Origin of the sequence: Cobetia sp. cqz5-12 (genome assembly GCF_016495405.1) — a bacterium.
Lineage (GTDB): Bacteria > Pseudomonadota > Gammaproteobacteria > Pseudomonadales > Halomonadaceae > Cobetia.
Window position 1 is genome coordinate 212,559 of the sequence record NZ_CP044522.1, and the last position, 14,477, is coordinate 227,035.

Annotated in this window: 13 protein-coding genes and 5 tRNA genes; 10 read left to right on the forward strand and 8 right to left on the reverse strand. The window is 61.4% G+C overall.

What is annotated here, in order from left to right; translation table 11 throughout:
* Nucleotides 1-108 precede the first annotated feature (108 nt).
* The 4 genes from hisF to hisB all read right to left on the reverse strand — a co-directional run bounded on the left by hisF (nt 109) and on the right by hisB (nt 3,076).
* Nucleotides 109-882: an imidazole glycerol phosphate synthase subunit HisF gene (gene hisF / locus F8A90_RS00980; RefSeq protein WP_166019618.1), complete on the reverse strand. Its 774-nt coding sequence runs from the start codon at nt 880-882 to the stop codon at nt 109-111.
* 11 nt (nt 883-893) lie between these two features.
* Nucleotides 894-1,640 (reverse strand): 1-(5-phosphoribosyl)-5-[(5-phosphoribosylamino)methylideneamino]imidazole-4-carboxamide isomerase, encoded by a 747-nt coding sequence (gene hisA, locus F8A90_RS00985; protein ID WP_043336722.1) that lies wholly within the window; start codon nt 1,638-1,640, stop codon nt 894-896.
* Nucleotides 1,641-1,755: 115 nt separating this feature from the next.
* Nucleotides 1,756-2,397, reverse strand: coding sequence for an imidazole glycerol phosphate synthase subunit HisH (hisH, locus tag F8A90_RS00990; protein WP_200018480.1), 642 nt, complete (start codon nt 2,395-2,397; stop codon nt 1,756-1,758).
* Nucleotides 2,398-2,482: 85 nt separating this feature from the next.
* Nucleotides 2,483-3,076 (reverse strand): imidazoleglycerol-phosphate dehydratase HisB, encoded by a 594-nt coding sequence (gene hisB / locus F8A90_RS00995; RefSeq protein ID WP_043336716.1) that lies wholly within the window; start codon nt 3,074-3,076, stop codon nt 2,483-2,485.
* Between the two features lie 260 nt (nt 3,077-3,336).
* Between hisB and F8A90_RS01000 the strand changes: the two genes are divergently transcribed.
* The 9 genes from F8A90_RS01000 to F8A90_RS01040 all read left to right on the forward strand — a co-directional run bounded on the left by F8A90_RS01000 (nt 3,337) and on the right by F8A90_RS01040 (nt 8,803).
* Nucleotides 3,337-3,822: an acetyl-CoA sensor PanZ family protein gene (locus F8A90_RS01000; protein ID WP_233593386.1), complete on the forward strand. Its 486-nt coding sequence runs from the start codon at nt 3,337-3,339 to the stop codon at nt 3,820-3,822.
* A 241-nt stretch (nt 3,823-4,063) separates the two neighbouring features.
* The gene (locus F8A90_RS01005; protein WP_200018483.1) at nt 4,064-6,457 is read left to right on the forward strand and encodes an AsmA family protein; all 2,394 of its coding nucleotides are present in this window, start codon (nt 4,064-4,066) and stop codon (nt 6,455-6,457) included.
* Between the two features lie 110 nt (nt 6,458-6,567).
* The gene (gene mutY / locus F8A90_RS01010; protein ID WP_200018485.1) at nt 6,568-7,737 is read left to right on the forward strand and encodes an A/G-specific adenine glycosylase; all 1,170 of its coding nucleotides are present in this window, start codon (nt 6,568-6,570) and stop codon (nt 7,735-7,737) included.
* 138 nt (nt 7,738-7,875) lie between these two features.
* Nucleotides 7,876-8,187: an oxidative damage protection protein gene (locus tag F8A90_RS01015; protein WP_166019622.1), complete on the forward strand. Its 312-nt coding sequence runs from the start codon at nt 7,876-7,878 to the stop codon at nt 8,185-8,187.
* A 104-nt stretch (nt 8,188-8,291) separates the two neighbouring features.
* Nucleotides 8,292-8,367 (forward strand) — tRNA-Phe (locus tag F8A90_RS01020).
* A 5-nt stretch (nt 8,368-8,372) separates the two neighbouring features.
* Nucleotides 8,373-8,447, forward strand: a tRNA-Gln gene (locus F8A90_RS01025).
* Nucleotides 8,448-8,496: 49 nt separating this feature from the next.
* Nucleotides 8,497-8,572, forward strand: a tRNA-Thr gene (locus F8A90_RS01030).
* A gap of 77 nt (nt 8,573-8,649) precedes the next feature.
* Nucleotides 8,650-8,725 (forward strand) — tRNA-Phe (locus tag F8A90_RS01035).
* A 3-nt stretch (nt 8,726-8,728) separates the two neighbouring features.
* Nucleotides 8,729-8,803: transfer RNA gene (locus F8A90_RS01040), tRNA-Gln, on the forward strand.
* Nucleotides 8,804-8,934: 131 nt separating this feature from the next.
* On the opposite strand, the gene F8A90_RS01045 is transcribed toward F8A90_RS01040, so the two are convergent.
* The 4 genes from F8A90_RS01045 to F8A90_RS01060 form a co-directional block, all read right to left on the reverse strand.
* Nucleotides 8,935-10,212 (reverse strand): sigma-54 interaction domain-containing protein, encoded by a 1,278-nt coding sequence (locus F8A90_RS01045; RefSeq protein ID WP_325096933.1) that lies wholly within the window; start codon nt 10,210-10,212, stop codon nt 8,935-8,937.
* A gap of 154 nt (nt 10,213-10,366) precedes the next feature.
* Nucleotides 10,367-10,750, reverse strand: a complete 384-nt coding sequence (locus F8A90_RS01050; protein WP_200018488.1) for a hypothetical protein — start codon at nt 10,748-10,750, stop codon at nt 10,367-10,369.
* A gap of 117 nt (nt 10,751-10,867) precedes the next feature.
* On the reverse strand, nt 10,868-11,731 hold the full coding sequence (locus tag F8A90_RS01055) for a hypothetical protein (RefSeq protein ID WP_200018490.1): 864 nt from the start codon (nt 11,729-11,731) through the stop codon (nt 10,868-10,870).
* 19 nt (nt 11,732-11,750) lie between these two features.
* Nucleotides 11,751-12,665: a CsgG/HfaB family protein gene (locus tag F8A90_RS01060; protein ID WP_233593387.1), complete on the reverse strand. Its 915-nt coding sequence runs from the start codon at nt 12,663-12,665 to the stop codon at nt 11,751-11,753.
* 588 nt (nt 12,666-13,253) lie between these two features.
* On the opposite strand from F8A90_RS01060, the gene thpD reads away from it, so the two are divergent.
* Nucleotides 13,254-14,360: an ectoine hydroxylase gene (thpD, locus tag F8A90_RS01065; RefSeq protein ID WP_325096934.1), complete on the forward strand. Its 1,107-nt coding sequence runs from the start codon at nt 13,254-13,256 to the stop codon at nt 14,358-14,360.
* Nucleotides 14,361-14,477: the final 117 nt, after the last annotated feature.

Below are 14,477 nucleotides of genomic sequence, written 5' to 3' on the forward strand. Positions count from 1 at the left end.
TGTTCTCGCCTGAACCGACGTGGCTTCTCTACAGACACGAACGCCGCCATTCCTTGAAGAAATGGCGGCGTTCGCGTTTCTGCCTGAACGATTATCCTGCGGCTGTGCTTACAGGCGCATCTCGATACCGCGTGCGGCCATGTGCGCCTTGGCCTGGGGAATCGTGTACTCGGCGAAGTGGAAGATGCTGGCGGCCAACACCGCATCCGCACCGCCTTCGAGCACGCCATCCACCAGATGGTCGAGGGTGCCGACACCGCCGGAGGCGATCACCGGCACGCTGACGGCGTCGGAGATCGCACGCGTCACGCCGAGATCGAAACCGGCCTTGGTGCCATCGCGGTCCATGCTGGTCAGCAGCAGCTCGCCGGCGCCCAGCTCGACCATCTTCTTCGCCCACTCGACGGCGTCGAGCCCGGTCGGCTTGCGGCCGCCGTGGGTGAAGATCTCCCAGCGCGGTGCTTCGCCTTCTTCGCTGACGCGCTTGGCATCGATGGCGACCACGATGCACTGGCTGCCGAAGCGTTCTGCGGCTTCACGAACGAAGTCCGGGTTGAACACGGCCGCGGTGTTGATCGAGACCTTGTCCGCGCCGGCATTCAGCATGGTGCGAATGTCTTCACAGGTGCGGATGCCGCCACCCACCGTCAGCGGGATGAACACCTCACCGGCGATGCGCGAGACCATGTCGACCGTAGTGCCACGGTTGTCGACGCTGGCGGTGATGTCGAGGAAGGTGATCTCGTCGGCGCCTTGCTCGTTGTAGCGCTTGGCGACCTCGACCGGGTCACCGGCATCGCGGATACCGACGAAGTTGACGCCCTTCACGACACGACCGGCGTCGACGTCCAGACACGGGATGATGCGTTTGGCGAGTGCCATGATCGCTCCCCTCAGGCCTTGCGGCCGGTGATGGAGTCGGACAGCGCCTGCGCTTCGGCGATATCCAGGCTGCCTTCATAGATGGCGCGGCCGGTGATGGCACCGAGGATGCCCTGATCGGCCACTTCGGCCAGACCACGGATGTCATCCAGATTGGTCACGCCACCGGAGGCGATCACCGGGATGCCACCTTCGCGGGCCAGCGCCACGGTGGCTTCGATGTTGACGCCCTGCATCATGCCGTCGCGGGCGATGTCGGTGTAGACGATGGAGGACACGCCGTCGTTGGCGAAGCGCTTGGCAAGCTCGGTGGCCTTGATGGTGGAGACCTCGGCCCAGCCATCGGTGGCCACGAAGCCGTCACGCGCATCGAGACCGACGATGATGCGGCCCGGGAAGGCGCGGCACATCTCGGCGACGAAGGCCGGTTCCTTCACGGCCTTGGTGCCGATGATGACCTGACCGACGCCGGCTTCCAGGTAGTGCTCGATGGTCGCGGCATCACGGATGCCACCACCGATCTGGATCGGCAGCTCCGGGTAGGCGCGGGCGATGCGTGTCACGGCGTCGCCATTGACCGGCTTGCCTTCGAAGGCACCGTTGAGATCGACCAGATGCAGACGACGGCCACCGGCCTCGACCCAGCGCGCGGCCATCGCCAGCGGGTCATCGCCGTAGTTGGTGGAGTCTTCCATGCGGCCTTGCTTCAGGCGTACGCACTGACCGTCCTTGAGATCGATCGCGGGGATTACCAGCATGTCGGGTGTCCTCTCGGCGTGTCTCGGCACGCCTGAATTGTCGTCGGTATATCGAAGGCGGATGTATCGGCGTCCGTCACGCGAGACAGACGCCGAGGGTCACGCGGGCGAGCCTTCAGGGCTGCCAGCGGACAAAGTTCTCGAGCAGCTTGAGGCCGGCGGCCGCGCTCTTCTCCGGATGGAACTGCACCGCGAACAGGCTGCCCTCACCAATGGCGACGTGCGCCTCGGCACCGGCGTAGTGCGTCGCGCCGTAGACCTTGGAGCGTTCGCTGGCCGACACATAGAAGCTGTGTACGAAGTAGAAGCGCGAGTTGTCCTCGATACCTTCCCACAGGGCGTGGCCCTGGGTGTGCACGACATGGTTCCAGCCCATGTGCGGCACCTTGAGACGCTGGCCGTGCTCGTCCAGCTGCTGGTCATCGAAGCGTTTCACGTCGCCCTTGAAGTAGGCGAGGCAATCGATGCCACCGTTCTCTTCGCTGCGCTCCATCAGCATCTGCTGACCGACACACACGCCCAGCAGCGGCTTGCTGTGGTTGCTCAGCAGCTCGCCGACCAGACCGCGCAGCTCGGCGCGTTCCAGCTCGCCCATGCAATCACGGATGGCGCCCTGGCCGGGCAGCACCACGCGGGTGGCGCCGCGGATGGCACGCGGGTCACTGGTGATCACGACATTCTCGTCGGCCACGTGCTCAAGCGCCTTGGCGACGGAGTGCAGGTTGCCCATGCCATAGTCGATGACGGCAATCGTCATGTCTTTCTCCCGAAGGCCGGAGCAGGCTCCGGCGCTGGATGTCAGGCGTCTGGCGCCCGGATCATTCGTTTACAGCGAGCCCTGTTTACAATGAGCCCTTGGTGGAGGCGATACGGCCTCCCATGCGCTCGTCCTCTTCCACCGCCATGCGTACGGCACGACCGAAGGCCTTGAAGATGGTCTCGGCCTGGTGGTGGGCGTTGAAGCCCTTGAGGTTGTCGATATGCAGGGTGGCGCCGGCATGATTGACGAAGCCCTGGAAGAACTCCCAGAACAGCTGGGTATCGAAGCGACCGATGTTGCCGCGGGTGAACTCGCACTGCATGAACAGGCCCGGACGACCGGAGAAGTCGATCACCACGCGAGACAGGGCTTCATCCAGCGGCACATAGGCATGGCCGTAACGGCGGATGCCGGCCTTGTTGCCCAGCGCCTGCGCGAAGGCCTGGCCCAGGGTGATACCGATGTCCTCGACGGTGTGGTGGTCATCGATATGCAGGTCGCCATCGCAGTCGACCTCGATGTCGATCACGCCGTGACGGGCGATCTGGTCCATCATGTGTTCGAGGAAGGGCACGCCAGTGTTGGCGCTCAGCTTGCCTTCACCGTCCAGATTGATGCGGACCCGGATCTTGGTTTCCGAGGTGTTGCGATGAACTTCGGCGATACGCTCTACCATGATGTCTCTCCAGCGGTCGGTGACACCATCAGCGGCTTCGAGGCCGATGGGGTCTGGGCGCAGTCTGGGGCCTTTGGTAAGAGAGGCGTGTGTCCAGTCCGGCCGGGAAGTGCGCATCATGTGGTTATTGTCATGTGATGTCGCAATCGAAATCGTGATCAGGGCATTGACGACGGCGCAGGGCCGTCGGCGGGGTGCTTGATCGGTGGCAGACGCGTCGTCTTCGTGCCTGCCCGACCCGTCATTATAGAGAAAGGACAATGGCATCCGCTACAATGGCGGGCATTCATATCGCGGGCGAGGATCTCACCATGCCGGTCACTCTTCAGATGATCGATCACGCACGCTGGCAAACCGATGAGCAAGTCCGTATCGATCTGTCGCGTATCTATCACGAAGCCCCCAGTGAGCGCCTCCCGCTTGCCCCGGATGACTTCATTCAGGCCAATCTCGCCGCGGGACACCGCTTCTGCAGTGCCTTCTTCAACGATCGTCATATCGGCGCGCTACTCTGCGAGGATGAAGGCGATGCCTGGAAGATCAGCCATTGCTGCGTGCGCAGGAGCACGCGCCGACGCGGTGTCGGTACGCGTCTGATGGCGCTGCTGTCGCTGGAAGCGGCCAGTGCCCAGCGTTTGCTGGTCGTGCCGAGTCAGGGATTGACCCTGGCCGACGAGCTGCTGGTATCACGTCTCGGCTATGTGCGTGACCCCGCCCGCGACGGCTTCGTGCTGGCGCAGGAGTGAACCCCAGGCGTTGCCGGATGCGGAACTGACGTCAACGCGACCTGTCCACCGGCTGTGTCATCATCATTTCTGTCTTGAGTCTGTCATGCTGTGCGGCAGGATGGCGCGCAGCGCTCGGACTTGATGATACGCGGGAGAAAGGGCATCGCCTGATGCCACGAATCCCCAGCGCCATTCCATGTGCTGCCCTCTGGAGTGAGGGCAGCGCAGCAATTCTCATCGTGTCAAAGGGAGGACGCAGATGAAAGCACTGTTCAGAGCCTTGCTGGCCATCGTCGGGGTACTGGCGTTGGTGGTCGTGGCGGGGGTGATCTATGTCACCACCTTCCTCGATCCGAATGATCTCAAGCCGCGACTGGTCAAGGCGGTCAAGGACCAGGCGGGGCTGGAACTGGCCCTGAACGGCCCGCTGGACTGGTCCTTCTATCCCCGTCTCGGCGTCAGCGTCGAGGACGCCGAAGCCTGGCTGCCGGAGCAGGAGCGTGATCAGTCACCGTTTGCCTCCTTTACCCGCGCGGAAGTCGGCGTGTCCTTCACGCCACTGCTGAGTGGTGAAGTCGAAGTCGAAGGCGTCTTCCTCGATGGCCTCAAGCTGGCACTCGAGCGTGATGCACAGGGGCGTGGCAACTGGGAAAGCCTGCTCGATCATGCGGCGACGGCCGCCGACAGCGGCGCGGCGGATGAAGCGCTGCCGCCGGCCAAGAGCGCCGGTGTGGCGCTGGCGGATGACACGACGCCGTCGGTGCAGAATGGCGCCGGCAGCATGGCGGTCAATCTCGATATCGCCTCGGTGCAGGTCACCAATGGTCAGATCGCCTATCAGGACGCGGCTAGCGGGCTCGACATGACGCTCAACGACGTGGCGTTGACGTCCTCCAACGTCAGCCCCGACAAGGCCTTCCCGGTCGAGCTGTCGTTCGTGGCCGATGGGCGTGAACCGGAGCTTCAGAGCACCGTCAGCCTCGATGGCAAGGTGGCGCTGGACCTGCAGGGCGGCCGTCATGTGCTGACTGGCGTAAGTCTGGATACCACCACGCGCATGCCGTCGCTGGGTGACAAGGACCAGAGCGTGGCGCTGGACATCGACACCCTGACGCTGGATACCGACAAGCAGCTGTATCTGGCCGATGGTGCCGAGCTTGACGCGACGCTCCATCAGGCCGCGCTGGGTGACAAGGCCCTGCCGCTGAAAGCCACCTTCGCTGCCGAAGCGGACCTGGCGGCGGGCACGGCGAATCTCGAGAACCTGCTGCTGACCTCCGGCAGTGACCTGCGCCTCAGCGGGGCGCTCAAGGCCAAGGACATCACCGGCGATGCGCTCAGCTATACCGGCCAGTTCAAGCTGGCCCCGCTGTCGCCCAAGGCGTGGATGACGCGTGTCGGCATACAGGCGCCGCAGACCGCCAAGAGCAGCGCGCTGACCTCGCTGGCCTTCTCCAGTCCGTTCAAGGGCGACATGTCGCAGGTGCAGTTGACCAACCTGGTGATGGCACTGGATGACACCACGATCAATGGGCGCCTCGGCTCGTCCTTCGATGCCTCGCAGATCACCTTCGATCTGGATGTCGACGCGCTCAATCTCGATGACTACCTGGCACCGGCAGGCGCAGACGAGAAGACGGCAAGCCTGGGTGAGGCACTCACGGCGGGCGTGATCGCGCCGGTCTACGCGGCCGATGGTGACGCGGAGCTGCTGCCGGTGGCACTGCTCAAGACGTTGGGTCTTCAGGGGCAACTGGATATCGGCACGCTGATCGCCTCGGGGCTCGAGATGAGCAAGGTGACCGCCAAGCTGTCCGGCCAGCCGGGTGTACAGCAGCTCGATAGCCTGACGGCCAGCCTCTATGGCGGCTCGCTGGCGGCCAATGCGCGCATCGACAGCCGCAAGACGCCGCTGAGCATGAGCTTCGGTGAGAAATTGACCAACCTGGATATCGCGCCGTTCCTCAAGGCGCTGGCACCGGAGCAGCAGGACATCCTGCGCGGCCGCCTGACACTCAATGGTGATTACACCACCAGCACCAATCAGATCGACAGCATCAAGCGCAATCTGAACGGCAAGGGCAACTTCGAGATTCGCAATGGCGAGGTGCTCGACGTCAATATCTCCAGGGAGATGTGCACTGCCGTGGCGACGCTGAGTGGCAAGACCTCCTCGCGGGAGTGGAAGGCGAATACGCCGCTGGAACGCGCGCAGGGCAGCTTCACGGTCACCAATGGCGTGATCAGCAATCAGGATCTGGCGCTGGCGATTCCGGGCATCGCGCTGGACGGCAAGGGTCAGCTCAACCTGCCGACCGAGGCCTTCGACTACAACGTGGCGGCGCGCTTCATCGAGGGCGCGGATGACGCGGCCTGTGAGGTCAATCCGCGTCTGATCAAGCTGCGCTTCCCGGTCCAGTGTCAGGGCAACCTGAGCGGTGAGCCGGGCGAGTGGTGTGGCTTCGATCAGAAAGGCTTCCAGAGTGCCGCAGCGGATCTGGCCAAGGATGAAGCCAAGCGCAAGGCGGGCGAGAAGGTCAACGAGAAGCTGGATGAAAAGCTCGACGAAGATACCCGCAAGAAGATTGATGAAAAGCTGGGCGAAGGCGCCAGCGACAAGCTGAAGGGCGCGATTCAGGGGCTGTTCAACTGATCACGCGCTCCCTTCGCAGCAAGACCGGCACGCCAGCTCCTCGGGGCTGGCGTGCTGCCGTTTGAGCCCAGGCCATGGCGTCGACCATGGCGCGAGCAGAGGAAGTTTTGATGGCGCGACCTGACACTGCTGCCACGCCAGACGTGACAGCTCCCGAGAGCCACGCCACGCCCGGCTTCGAAGATATCGCCCTGAGCCCCGAGGCGTTTCAGGCGCGCGTGTTCGACTGGTTCGATGAGCATGGCCGCAAGCATCTTCCCTGGCAGGAGAACACCACGCCGTACCGCGTGTGGGTCTCGGAGATCATGCTCCAGCAGACCCAGGTCGCGACGGTGCTGCCGTACTATGCCCGCTTCATGGAGCGCTTCCCGGATGTCGCGGCGCTGGCGGCGGCGGATATCGATGACGTGCTGCACCTGTGGACGGGCCTTGGCTACTACGCGCGGGCGCGCAATCTGCACAAGGCCGCTCAGCAGGTCGTGGATGAGCACGACGGTGCCTTCCCGGTCGAGAGTGTCGAGGCACTATCGGCCTTGCCGGGCATCGGGCGTTCGACCGCCGGGGCGATCATCAGCATCAGCACCGGACAGCGGGCGCCGATTCTCGATGGCAACGTCAAGCGCGTGCTGGCACGCCTGCATGCCGTGGAAGGCTGGCCGGGGCGTCCGGCGGTGGAGCGCAAACTGTGGACGCTGGCGGAGCGCTACACGCCGCAGGTGCGGCTGGCGGACTGGACCCAGGCGATGATGGATCTCGGCGCCACCCTGTGCACGCGCGGCAGCAAGCCGGATTGCGCGCGTTGCCCCTTCGAGGAAGTCTGCGTGGCGCATGCGCGTGGCGAAGAGAAGCGCTTCCCCGAGAGCAAGCCGAAGAAGACCATTCCGACGCGTCAGACGCTGATGTTGCTGGTCAGCGATGAAGCGGGGAGGATCCTGCTGGAGCGCCGTCCGCCGACGGGGGTCTGGGGCGGCCTGTGGGCGCCGCCACTGGTCGAGGACCGTGAGGCCGCGCGCGAATGGGTCGCCCGCGAAGCCCGCGGCGCGCATCTGGAGGCGCCACTGGCGAGTTTCGAGCATGTCTTCAGCCACTTCCGGCTGACCATCACGCCACAGCCGGTCCAGCTGGGAGCGGCGGAACTGACGCCGTCGGCAGAGGCTGGCGTCAGCGAACACGGAGCAGACCGTCGTTTCGTCGACCCCGCCGCGCCGGATGCCGTGGGCCTGCCGGCGCCGGTCAAGGCGCTACTGGCGCGCTGCACGGATGATCTGTTCGGCCTGTGAGGCCTTGTCGGTGTCGGCATCGGCCGTACGTCTGGGGCAAAGCGGTCCAGGCGTGCGAGAATGAGGCAACAGTAAAGGCGTCTGGCGAAGGCTCGACGCTCATCCGCACTGACATCCAGTTCTCTTACGGAGTTACCCATGCGCACCGTACATTGCCGCAAGTATGACCAGGACCTGCCGGGTCTCGATTTTCCGCCGCTGCCAGGCGAGAAGGGCCAGGACATCTGGTCCAACGTCTCGAAGCAGGCATGGGAAGAGTGGCAGGCACTGCAGACGCGTCTGATCAACGAGAAGCACCTCAACATGATGGATGCCGACAGCCGTCGCTATCTGATGGAGCAGATGGACCGCTTCTTCAACAACGAAGAGACGGACCAGGCCGAAGGTTTCGTGCCGACGGATGCCGCCGCCAAGGGTGAATCGCAGGGCGGACAGGGCTACGAAGTCTGAGTGGACGGCGAGGACGGCGGAAGGCGAATTACGACGCCAAATTCTTGATAAGCAAGGGTTGACGTCGGGAAAGGTTTTCTATTTAATACGTCCTCGTTGGCAAGGGCCAGATAGCTCAGTTGGTAGAGCAGGGGATTGAAAATCCCCGTGTCGGCGGTTCGATTCCGTCTCTGGCCACCAAGTGTTGGGGTATAGCCAAGTGGTAAGGCACCGGTTTTTGGTATCGGCATTCCCAGGTTCGAGTCCTGGTACCCCAGCCAGCTGACATGCAGTAACGTAGTAAGAAGACTCATATCATGAGTTCTTTGTGCCGGCTTAGCTCAGTTGGTAGAGCAACTGACTTGTAATCAGTAGGTCGAGGGTTCGACTCCTTTAGCCGGCACCATCTTCAGGCTTCTGTAGATGAGCGAAGAACACACGATATAGAGGTCGCCTTGGCGGCTTTTTTTGTGTCTTCAGGTTGGCCAGATAGCTCAGTTGGTAGAGCAGGGGATTGAAAATCCCCGTGTCGGCGGTTCGATTCCGTCTCTGGCCACCAAATTGGGGTATAGCCAAGTGGTAAGGCACCGGTTTTTGGTATCGGCATTCCCAGGTTCGAGTCCTGGTACCCCAGCCAATTCTGGCTAGTTGATGAAGTCGCAGGATGAATTCGGCAGCCAACAGAAAAGCCACCCTTCGGGGTGGCTTTTCTGCGTCTGGAGTAAAGGTCTGGACGGCGGCTTGGTATACCGCAAGCCAGCGCTCATCTCAGTGCGAGGTGGGCTCTTCCGGGTGCATCGCCAGCCAGCTCAGGCGCTTGCGATAGATGGTGGAGGGCGCGATCTCCAGTATCGCCGCAGCGCGGGGGATACTGCCATCACAGGCGCTGATGACGCTCTCGATCGCCTCGCGTTCCACCATCCACAGCGGGCGCAACGTTGTCTCGCTGTCCTCCGACGCGTTGGTGCTGACCGACGTGCGATGCGCCGTGCTGGAGGGCAGATCCAGCATGTCGGCCGTCAGCACCTCACCATCATTGAGGATGATGGCGCGCCGCAGCGTGTTTTCCAGCTCTCGCACGTTGCCGGGCCAGTCATGGGCCAGCAGCTGACGTTCGGCGCACGCACTGAGTCGTGTGAAGCGCTTGCCCTCGTGGCCTGCCATGCGCCCCAACAGTCCGGTGGCGATCTCCAGGATATCCTGACCGCGCTCGCGCAGCGGCGGCACCTTCAGCGGGATGACGTGCAGACGATAGAAGAGGTCTTCCCGGAAGCGGTGGGTATCGACCAGTACCCGCGGGTTCTGATGCGTGGCGCACACGATGCGGCAATTGACCTCTACCGTGCGCGTGGCGCCCACCGGCATTACCTGCCCCGTCTGCAGGAAGCGCAGCAGCTTGCTCTGCAAGGGCAGCGGCAGCTCCGCGATCTCATCGAGAAACAGCGTCCCCCCATCTGCCGCCACGGCGAGCCCTTGCTGGGCGCTCACGGCCCCCGTGAAGGCCCCACGCACATGCCCGAACAATTGCGACTCCAGCAGCTCTGCCGGAATGGCGGCACAATTGACGGCGATGAACGGGCCGTCACGTACCGGGCTATGGCGGTGAATGGCAGTGGCACACAATTCCTTGCCGCTGCCGCTTTCGCCGGTGATGAAGATGGGAGCGTCCGAGTGGGCGACCTGGATGAGAGTGCGATAGAGCGTCTGCATGGCCGATGAGTCTCCGATAAACTCCCCAAAACCGCGAGGTCGCTTTACCGGTAGTTCCCTTACCCGCGAGGTAGTGGAGATATCGTCAGCCAGATTCAATGCAGTAGCCGATGATGCAGCCTGATGAGCTTTCAGTGCGGTCATGAGTGTTGTTCCCTTGCTGCTGGTCTTTCTGCATTGCCTGCGCTTCGTGCGGGCGGGCTGCGAAAGAATAATTGTCGGGCTGCTTCTGGTGACAGCCTCACCGGAGAGTCTGGATTCTCCAGCGTTGAGTGTTCGTTTTGGGGGTTTATCGAGTACCCATATAGAGGTTAATGACTTGTGCGAGATGATCATGGCGGCTTTTAGTGCGTTTTTTCCGCTCCCCCTGAGTGGCAGACTTCTCAGTCTCGACGCTTGCCTGGCTGACCAACTCTCTACTCACGCTGAAAGGGTGAGTTCTGGTATCTGACGGTCTGTCTTCCCGCTGATGACTGTCCCGAGCAGTGCATCATTGGGCGTCTTCCTCCTCATCTTCGTTGTTGTGGGTAATGGTGAAGTCAGTTGACGACGTCTGAGAGCTGCCATCCGCGGATTGATCCGCAGTGCCATCGATGGTGCCGGTAGAGCCATCGCTGAGCGTCTGCTGAATCTGTTGCCAGTTGCCGATCGAGGTGCTGCTGCCGGTATTGAGGGTATATTCCCCGATATTGGTATCGGACCCTTCCCCCAGGCTGCCGGCCTTCTTGCTCTCGTAGAGGATCAGGGCGGTTTCTGCGCTGCGTGCCGGAAAGTCGTAGGGGAAGGGCCCCATCAGCGAGTTGGCGCTGGCAGTCGTGGCCAGCAGGCATCCCGCGCTGACGACCCCCAGGCTGATACGTGTAAAAGCATTCATGTCTTGCTCCTTTCGATCTGTGAAAGATGCAGTGTCTGATGCGTGAAGATGTCTTTCGTCGGCAGGTACTGAAACACACGCGGGTCGCCCCGCGTGTGTTGGTTGCCTGCTGAGGATTTACGGAGTAACGGGGCCGACGGAGACGGACATGTTGTTACCCACTGAGGTCGCAGCATTGTTGATGACCGGGCCATCGAAGCTGCCTGCCGGCGGCAGATCCAGAGTGATGTTGCTGACTTTGGCAGTTGAGCTGATGTTGGCGAAGCTCATCTGGGTATTGTCGGCAATCAGGGCGCTATCGATATCTGTGCTATCCAGAGTGACCGACATATTGTTGCCCACGGAGGTCGCGGCATTGTCCACGCTCAGGTTGAGAATGTTGTCGACCTTGGCCAAGGATTCGACTTCAGCCGTGCCCGGGTAGAAGAAATAGCCACCAGAGCCTGCCAAGAACTGCTCATTGTGCAGGTTGACCATGGCATCACTATCCACCGAGACATTGTTGCCCACCGAAGTGGCGGCATTCTCCAGGGACTCGAGCTTGGTGATGTCAGGATTGGGGGTCGAGCCTTCATAGGTCACGTAGACATCGACGCTGGCCTCTGCCGCTGCTGCTGCCGCGGCGGAAGCACTGGAGCCATGCTTGCTTGAGTGGGCACCTGAAATGGCGAAGGAGCTGGAGCTCGTACTGTCGAGCAGATCGATGCTCGGCGTTCCTGCTTCTGCAGCGCCGTAGCTGACATCACTGACGATGGCTTCGGAGCTGACATCTCCGATCTGCTTCTGGAAGCTCTCGATCATCACCAAGCCACCTGGATCTTTGATTTTCGGATCAATATAGACATCAATATCCACATCGGTATTTACCTGTCCATCCCAGTCCCAGTCCACTTTATCGAAGGCCTGCGCCTGGCTTGCCATCATCATGCCGCTTACGAGACCGATGGCGACTGCGAGCTTGTTATAGGTAGTCATTGTCATGTTCCTCATGAATGTTGACTTATTGTGCTGCGCTGGATGCTGCCGGTACTTCTGATGCGGGTGCTGCTTGCAACGGTGTTGCGACTGCTTCATTGCCACTTGCTGTATTGCTGCTGGTATTGGCTGCGGCCACTTGCTGCGTGTTGCTATTGTCATCTGCAACATGCTGTCCCGGGTGCAATGCACATTCCTGTCCCGCAGGTACAGGAAGTCCCAGGCCTTCAGTCAGAAGCTGGTACGCGCCCATCTCCACGACTGATCTCACGCCCAGCTGCAATGGCTCATTGCGCACTGCGCCGGAATCAAACTCGATCAACTGATTGCCGAAGAAGCGGTAGATGCCGGCTTCGACTTCGTAACCGACCACCTGCTTCTGCAGGCTGGTGACATAGACGGTGCGGAAGGTGCGGATATCGACCATGCGCAGGTCCAGGCCGACGTTGATGACCGCAGTGCGCAGTCCGGCCCCGATTCCGCTGACGAACAGGCGGGAACCGCCGCTTGAAATGTTGTAATTGAGTTCTGTCAGTGCACCGAGAACCACGAAATGCGAAGGCAGTACCGCGAGGTTTCGGGGGGCGTAAGCCAGCGCCTTCTGCTCGAAAAGTTGCTGCTCTGCCAGCGGGACTCGTACATCGAGACGCTCGGTAAGATGTACCTTGCGAGTCTTGTAGAGGGCACTGATCAGCATCTCGGATACGCCCTGGGTCACGGCAGCGCTCTCTGTCACGGTGGAGTAGCTGCGTTGGCCTGTCTTGTCCGTCACCTGGCCCACTGCGATGACAGGCAGGTTGGTGGCACCTTGCACCCGGCTGAGTGATACGAGGCATTCGCTATATGGCGTATTGTTTGAGGTGACTGGTGGCCCTACGACCGGTTCGACATTGTCGAATTTCGGTTCGACAGCTGCGCAGCCCCCCAGCACTGTGGCCATGCAAGCGGCCATGCATATCCGTGGCTTAAACATGCTGGAAGTTCCCCTGGTGTGACGCATGATCCTGCGCCGTTATTTTTCTCTGATATGTCTCTATCAGTTGTTCTGCCGTGCTTTCAAAGGGGCACGAAACGTGCCAAACAATTTCACAATATTTCACAGACACTTACGCATTAATGCGCAATGTTGCGTGCGATGCGTTTTGCAAATGGCGAAGCGAAGTGAGGGGGAATACCACGGGCGTGGTGCCAGTGATGAGTCGCTGATTAAGCCGGTTGTCTCACGGAAGATGAGCATTTGTGGCGACAGGATGAGTCGGGACTGGCGAGAGGTGATGACTGAAGGAATTTGTCATCCGCGAGGCACAGGCAGCCTCATGTTTTCTTGAGAAGGGTGATGGCGGGAGTGATATGAGATTGGATGGTCTTTTAACGATCTTGCGGATCAGATCTCTATGCTTATTTCATGAATCTTGGGGTTGAAGTCTCTTGTATGGCCCATAGGTGGGACAGTGCGGGCAAGCCGCATGCTAGAACGCCAGATTCCACTTTCCTCAATGCAAGACATTGATGCCTTAAGGAGAGCATGATGACAGCTTCACGCCATATGACCTCGTACAACGCCGCTTCTGCTCTTTCGTCCAAGCAACGCCAACATGAGCAGACCGATGGTGGCAACGTCAGCGCCGCTGCAGAAGCCTCCAATCAGCAGCTGGACGCCCGTCAGACCAATGCCGACCGTGATCAGGCGCCGGAAGCCTATCTCGACAAGTCGGGCAGTGATCGAGGGTCCGATCACTCGCGAGACGCCTATCCGACGCGCCTGAGCCAGCCGCCGCAGCACCTGTGGCAGAAGCGCCGCGAGCCCGTCGTGCACTCGCGTGCCGATGAGGGGCCGCTGGGCGCCGAGCAGCTCAAGCGCTTCGAGCGCGATGGCTTCCTGTTCGAGCCGGAATTCCTGGCACCGGAGGAAGTCGAGGCGCTGAAGACCGAGCTGGCAGCGCTGCTCGACAACGAAGAGTGGCAGGGTCGTGATTTCACCATCACCGAGCCCAAGAGCCGCGAGATTCGCTCCATCTTCGCCGTGCACTTCCTGTCCGAGCGCTTCCGAAAGCTGGCGGAAGATCCGCGCCTGACCAGCCGCGCGAGCCAGATTCTCGGTGGTGATGTCTATGTCCACCAGTCGCGCATCAACTACAAGCCGGGCTTCGAGGGCAAGGGCTTCAACTGGCACTCGGACTTCGAGACCTGGCACGCTGAGGATGGCATGCCGGAAATGCGCGCGGTCAGCGCCTCGATCATCCTGACCGACAATCACCACTTCAATGGTCCGCTGATGCTGATTCCCGGCTCGCATGAAGTCTTCGTGCATTGCCTGGGCGAGACGCCGGATGACAACCACAAGTCATCCCTGCAGACCCAGAAGGTCGGCGTGCCCTCGCGCGAAGCACTGAGTGAGCTGATCGCCGAGCGTGGTATCGAAGCACCGACCGGTGCCGCCGGTGGTCTGTTGATGTTCGACTGCAATACGCTGCATGGCTCCAATGCCAACATGTCGCCGGATCCGCGAAGCAACGCCTTCTTCGTCTACAATCGTGTCGACAACGCGATGCAGGCGCCTTTTGCCGCCGCGCGTCCGCGCCCGGAATTTCTCGCGCACCGTCTCGATGGTGGCTGGGATGAACTGGAGAAATGAGCCGCGCGTGACAGATCGCTGATGTGAGCGAGCGAAAGGCCGAAAGACCCAAAGACCGCAGGATTGAGCAGGTCAGTGGACTGAATTGCACAACGCCAGGTTGCGCTCAGGCGGCGA

What these genes read in the sequence shown, in the direction of transcription:
- F8A90_RS01015 (WP_166019622.1), top strand. Translation starts at nt 7,876, where the DNA reads ATGCGCACCGTACATTGCCGCAAGTATGACCAGGACCTGCCGGGTCTC.
- hisA (WP_043336722.1), bottom strand. Translation starts at nt 1,640, where the DNA reads ATGCTGGTAATCCCCGCGATCGATCTCAAGGACGGTCAGTGCGTACGC.
- hisB (WP_043336716.1), bottom strand. Translation starts at nt 3,076, where the DNA reads ATGGTAGAGCGTATCGCCGAAGTTCATCGCAACACCTCGGAAACCAAG.
- mutY (WP_200018485.1), top strand. Translation starts at nt 6,568, where the DNA reads ATGGCGCGACCTGACACTGCTGCCACGCCAGACGTGACAGCTCCCGAG.
- F8A90_RS01055 (WP_200018490.1), bottom strand. Translation starts at nt 11,731, where the DNA reads ATGACAATGACTACCTATAACAAGCTCGCAGTCGCCATCGGTCTCGTA.
- hisH (WP_200018480.1), bottom strand. Translation starts at nt 2,397, where the DNA reads ATGACGATTGCCGTCATCGACTATGGCATGGGCAACCTGCACTCCGTC.
- thpD (WP_325096934.1), top strand. Translation starts at nt 13,254, where the DNA reads ATGACAGCTTCACGCCATATGACCTCGTACAACGCCGCTTCTGCTCTT.
- F8A90_RS01060 (WP_233593387.1), bottom strand. Translation starts at nt 12,665, where the DNA reads ATGGCCACAGTGCTGGGGGGCTGCGCAGCTGTCGAACCGAAATTCGAC.
- F8A90_RS01045 (WP_325096933.1), bottom strand. Translation starts at nt 10,212, where the DNA reads ATGATCATCTCGCACAAGTCATTAACCTCTATATGGGTACTCGATAAA.
- hisF (WP_166019618.1), bottom strand. Translation starts at nt 882, where the DNA reads ATGGCACTCGCCAAACGCATCATCCCGTGTCTGGACGTCGACGCCGGT.
- F8A90_RS01005 (WP_200018483.1), top strand. Translation starts at nt 4,064, where the DNA reads ATGAAAGCACTGTTCAGAGCCTTGCTGGCCATCGTCGGGGTACTGGCG.
- F8A90_RS01050 (WP_200018488.1), bottom strand. Translation starts at nt 10,750, where the DNA reads ATGAATGCTTTTACACGTATCAGCCTGGGGGTCGTCAGCGCGGGATGC.
- F8A90_RS01000 (WP_233593386.1), top strand. Translation starts at nt 3,337, where the DNA reads ATGGCATCCGCTACAATGGCGGGCATTCATATCGCGGGCGAGGATCTC.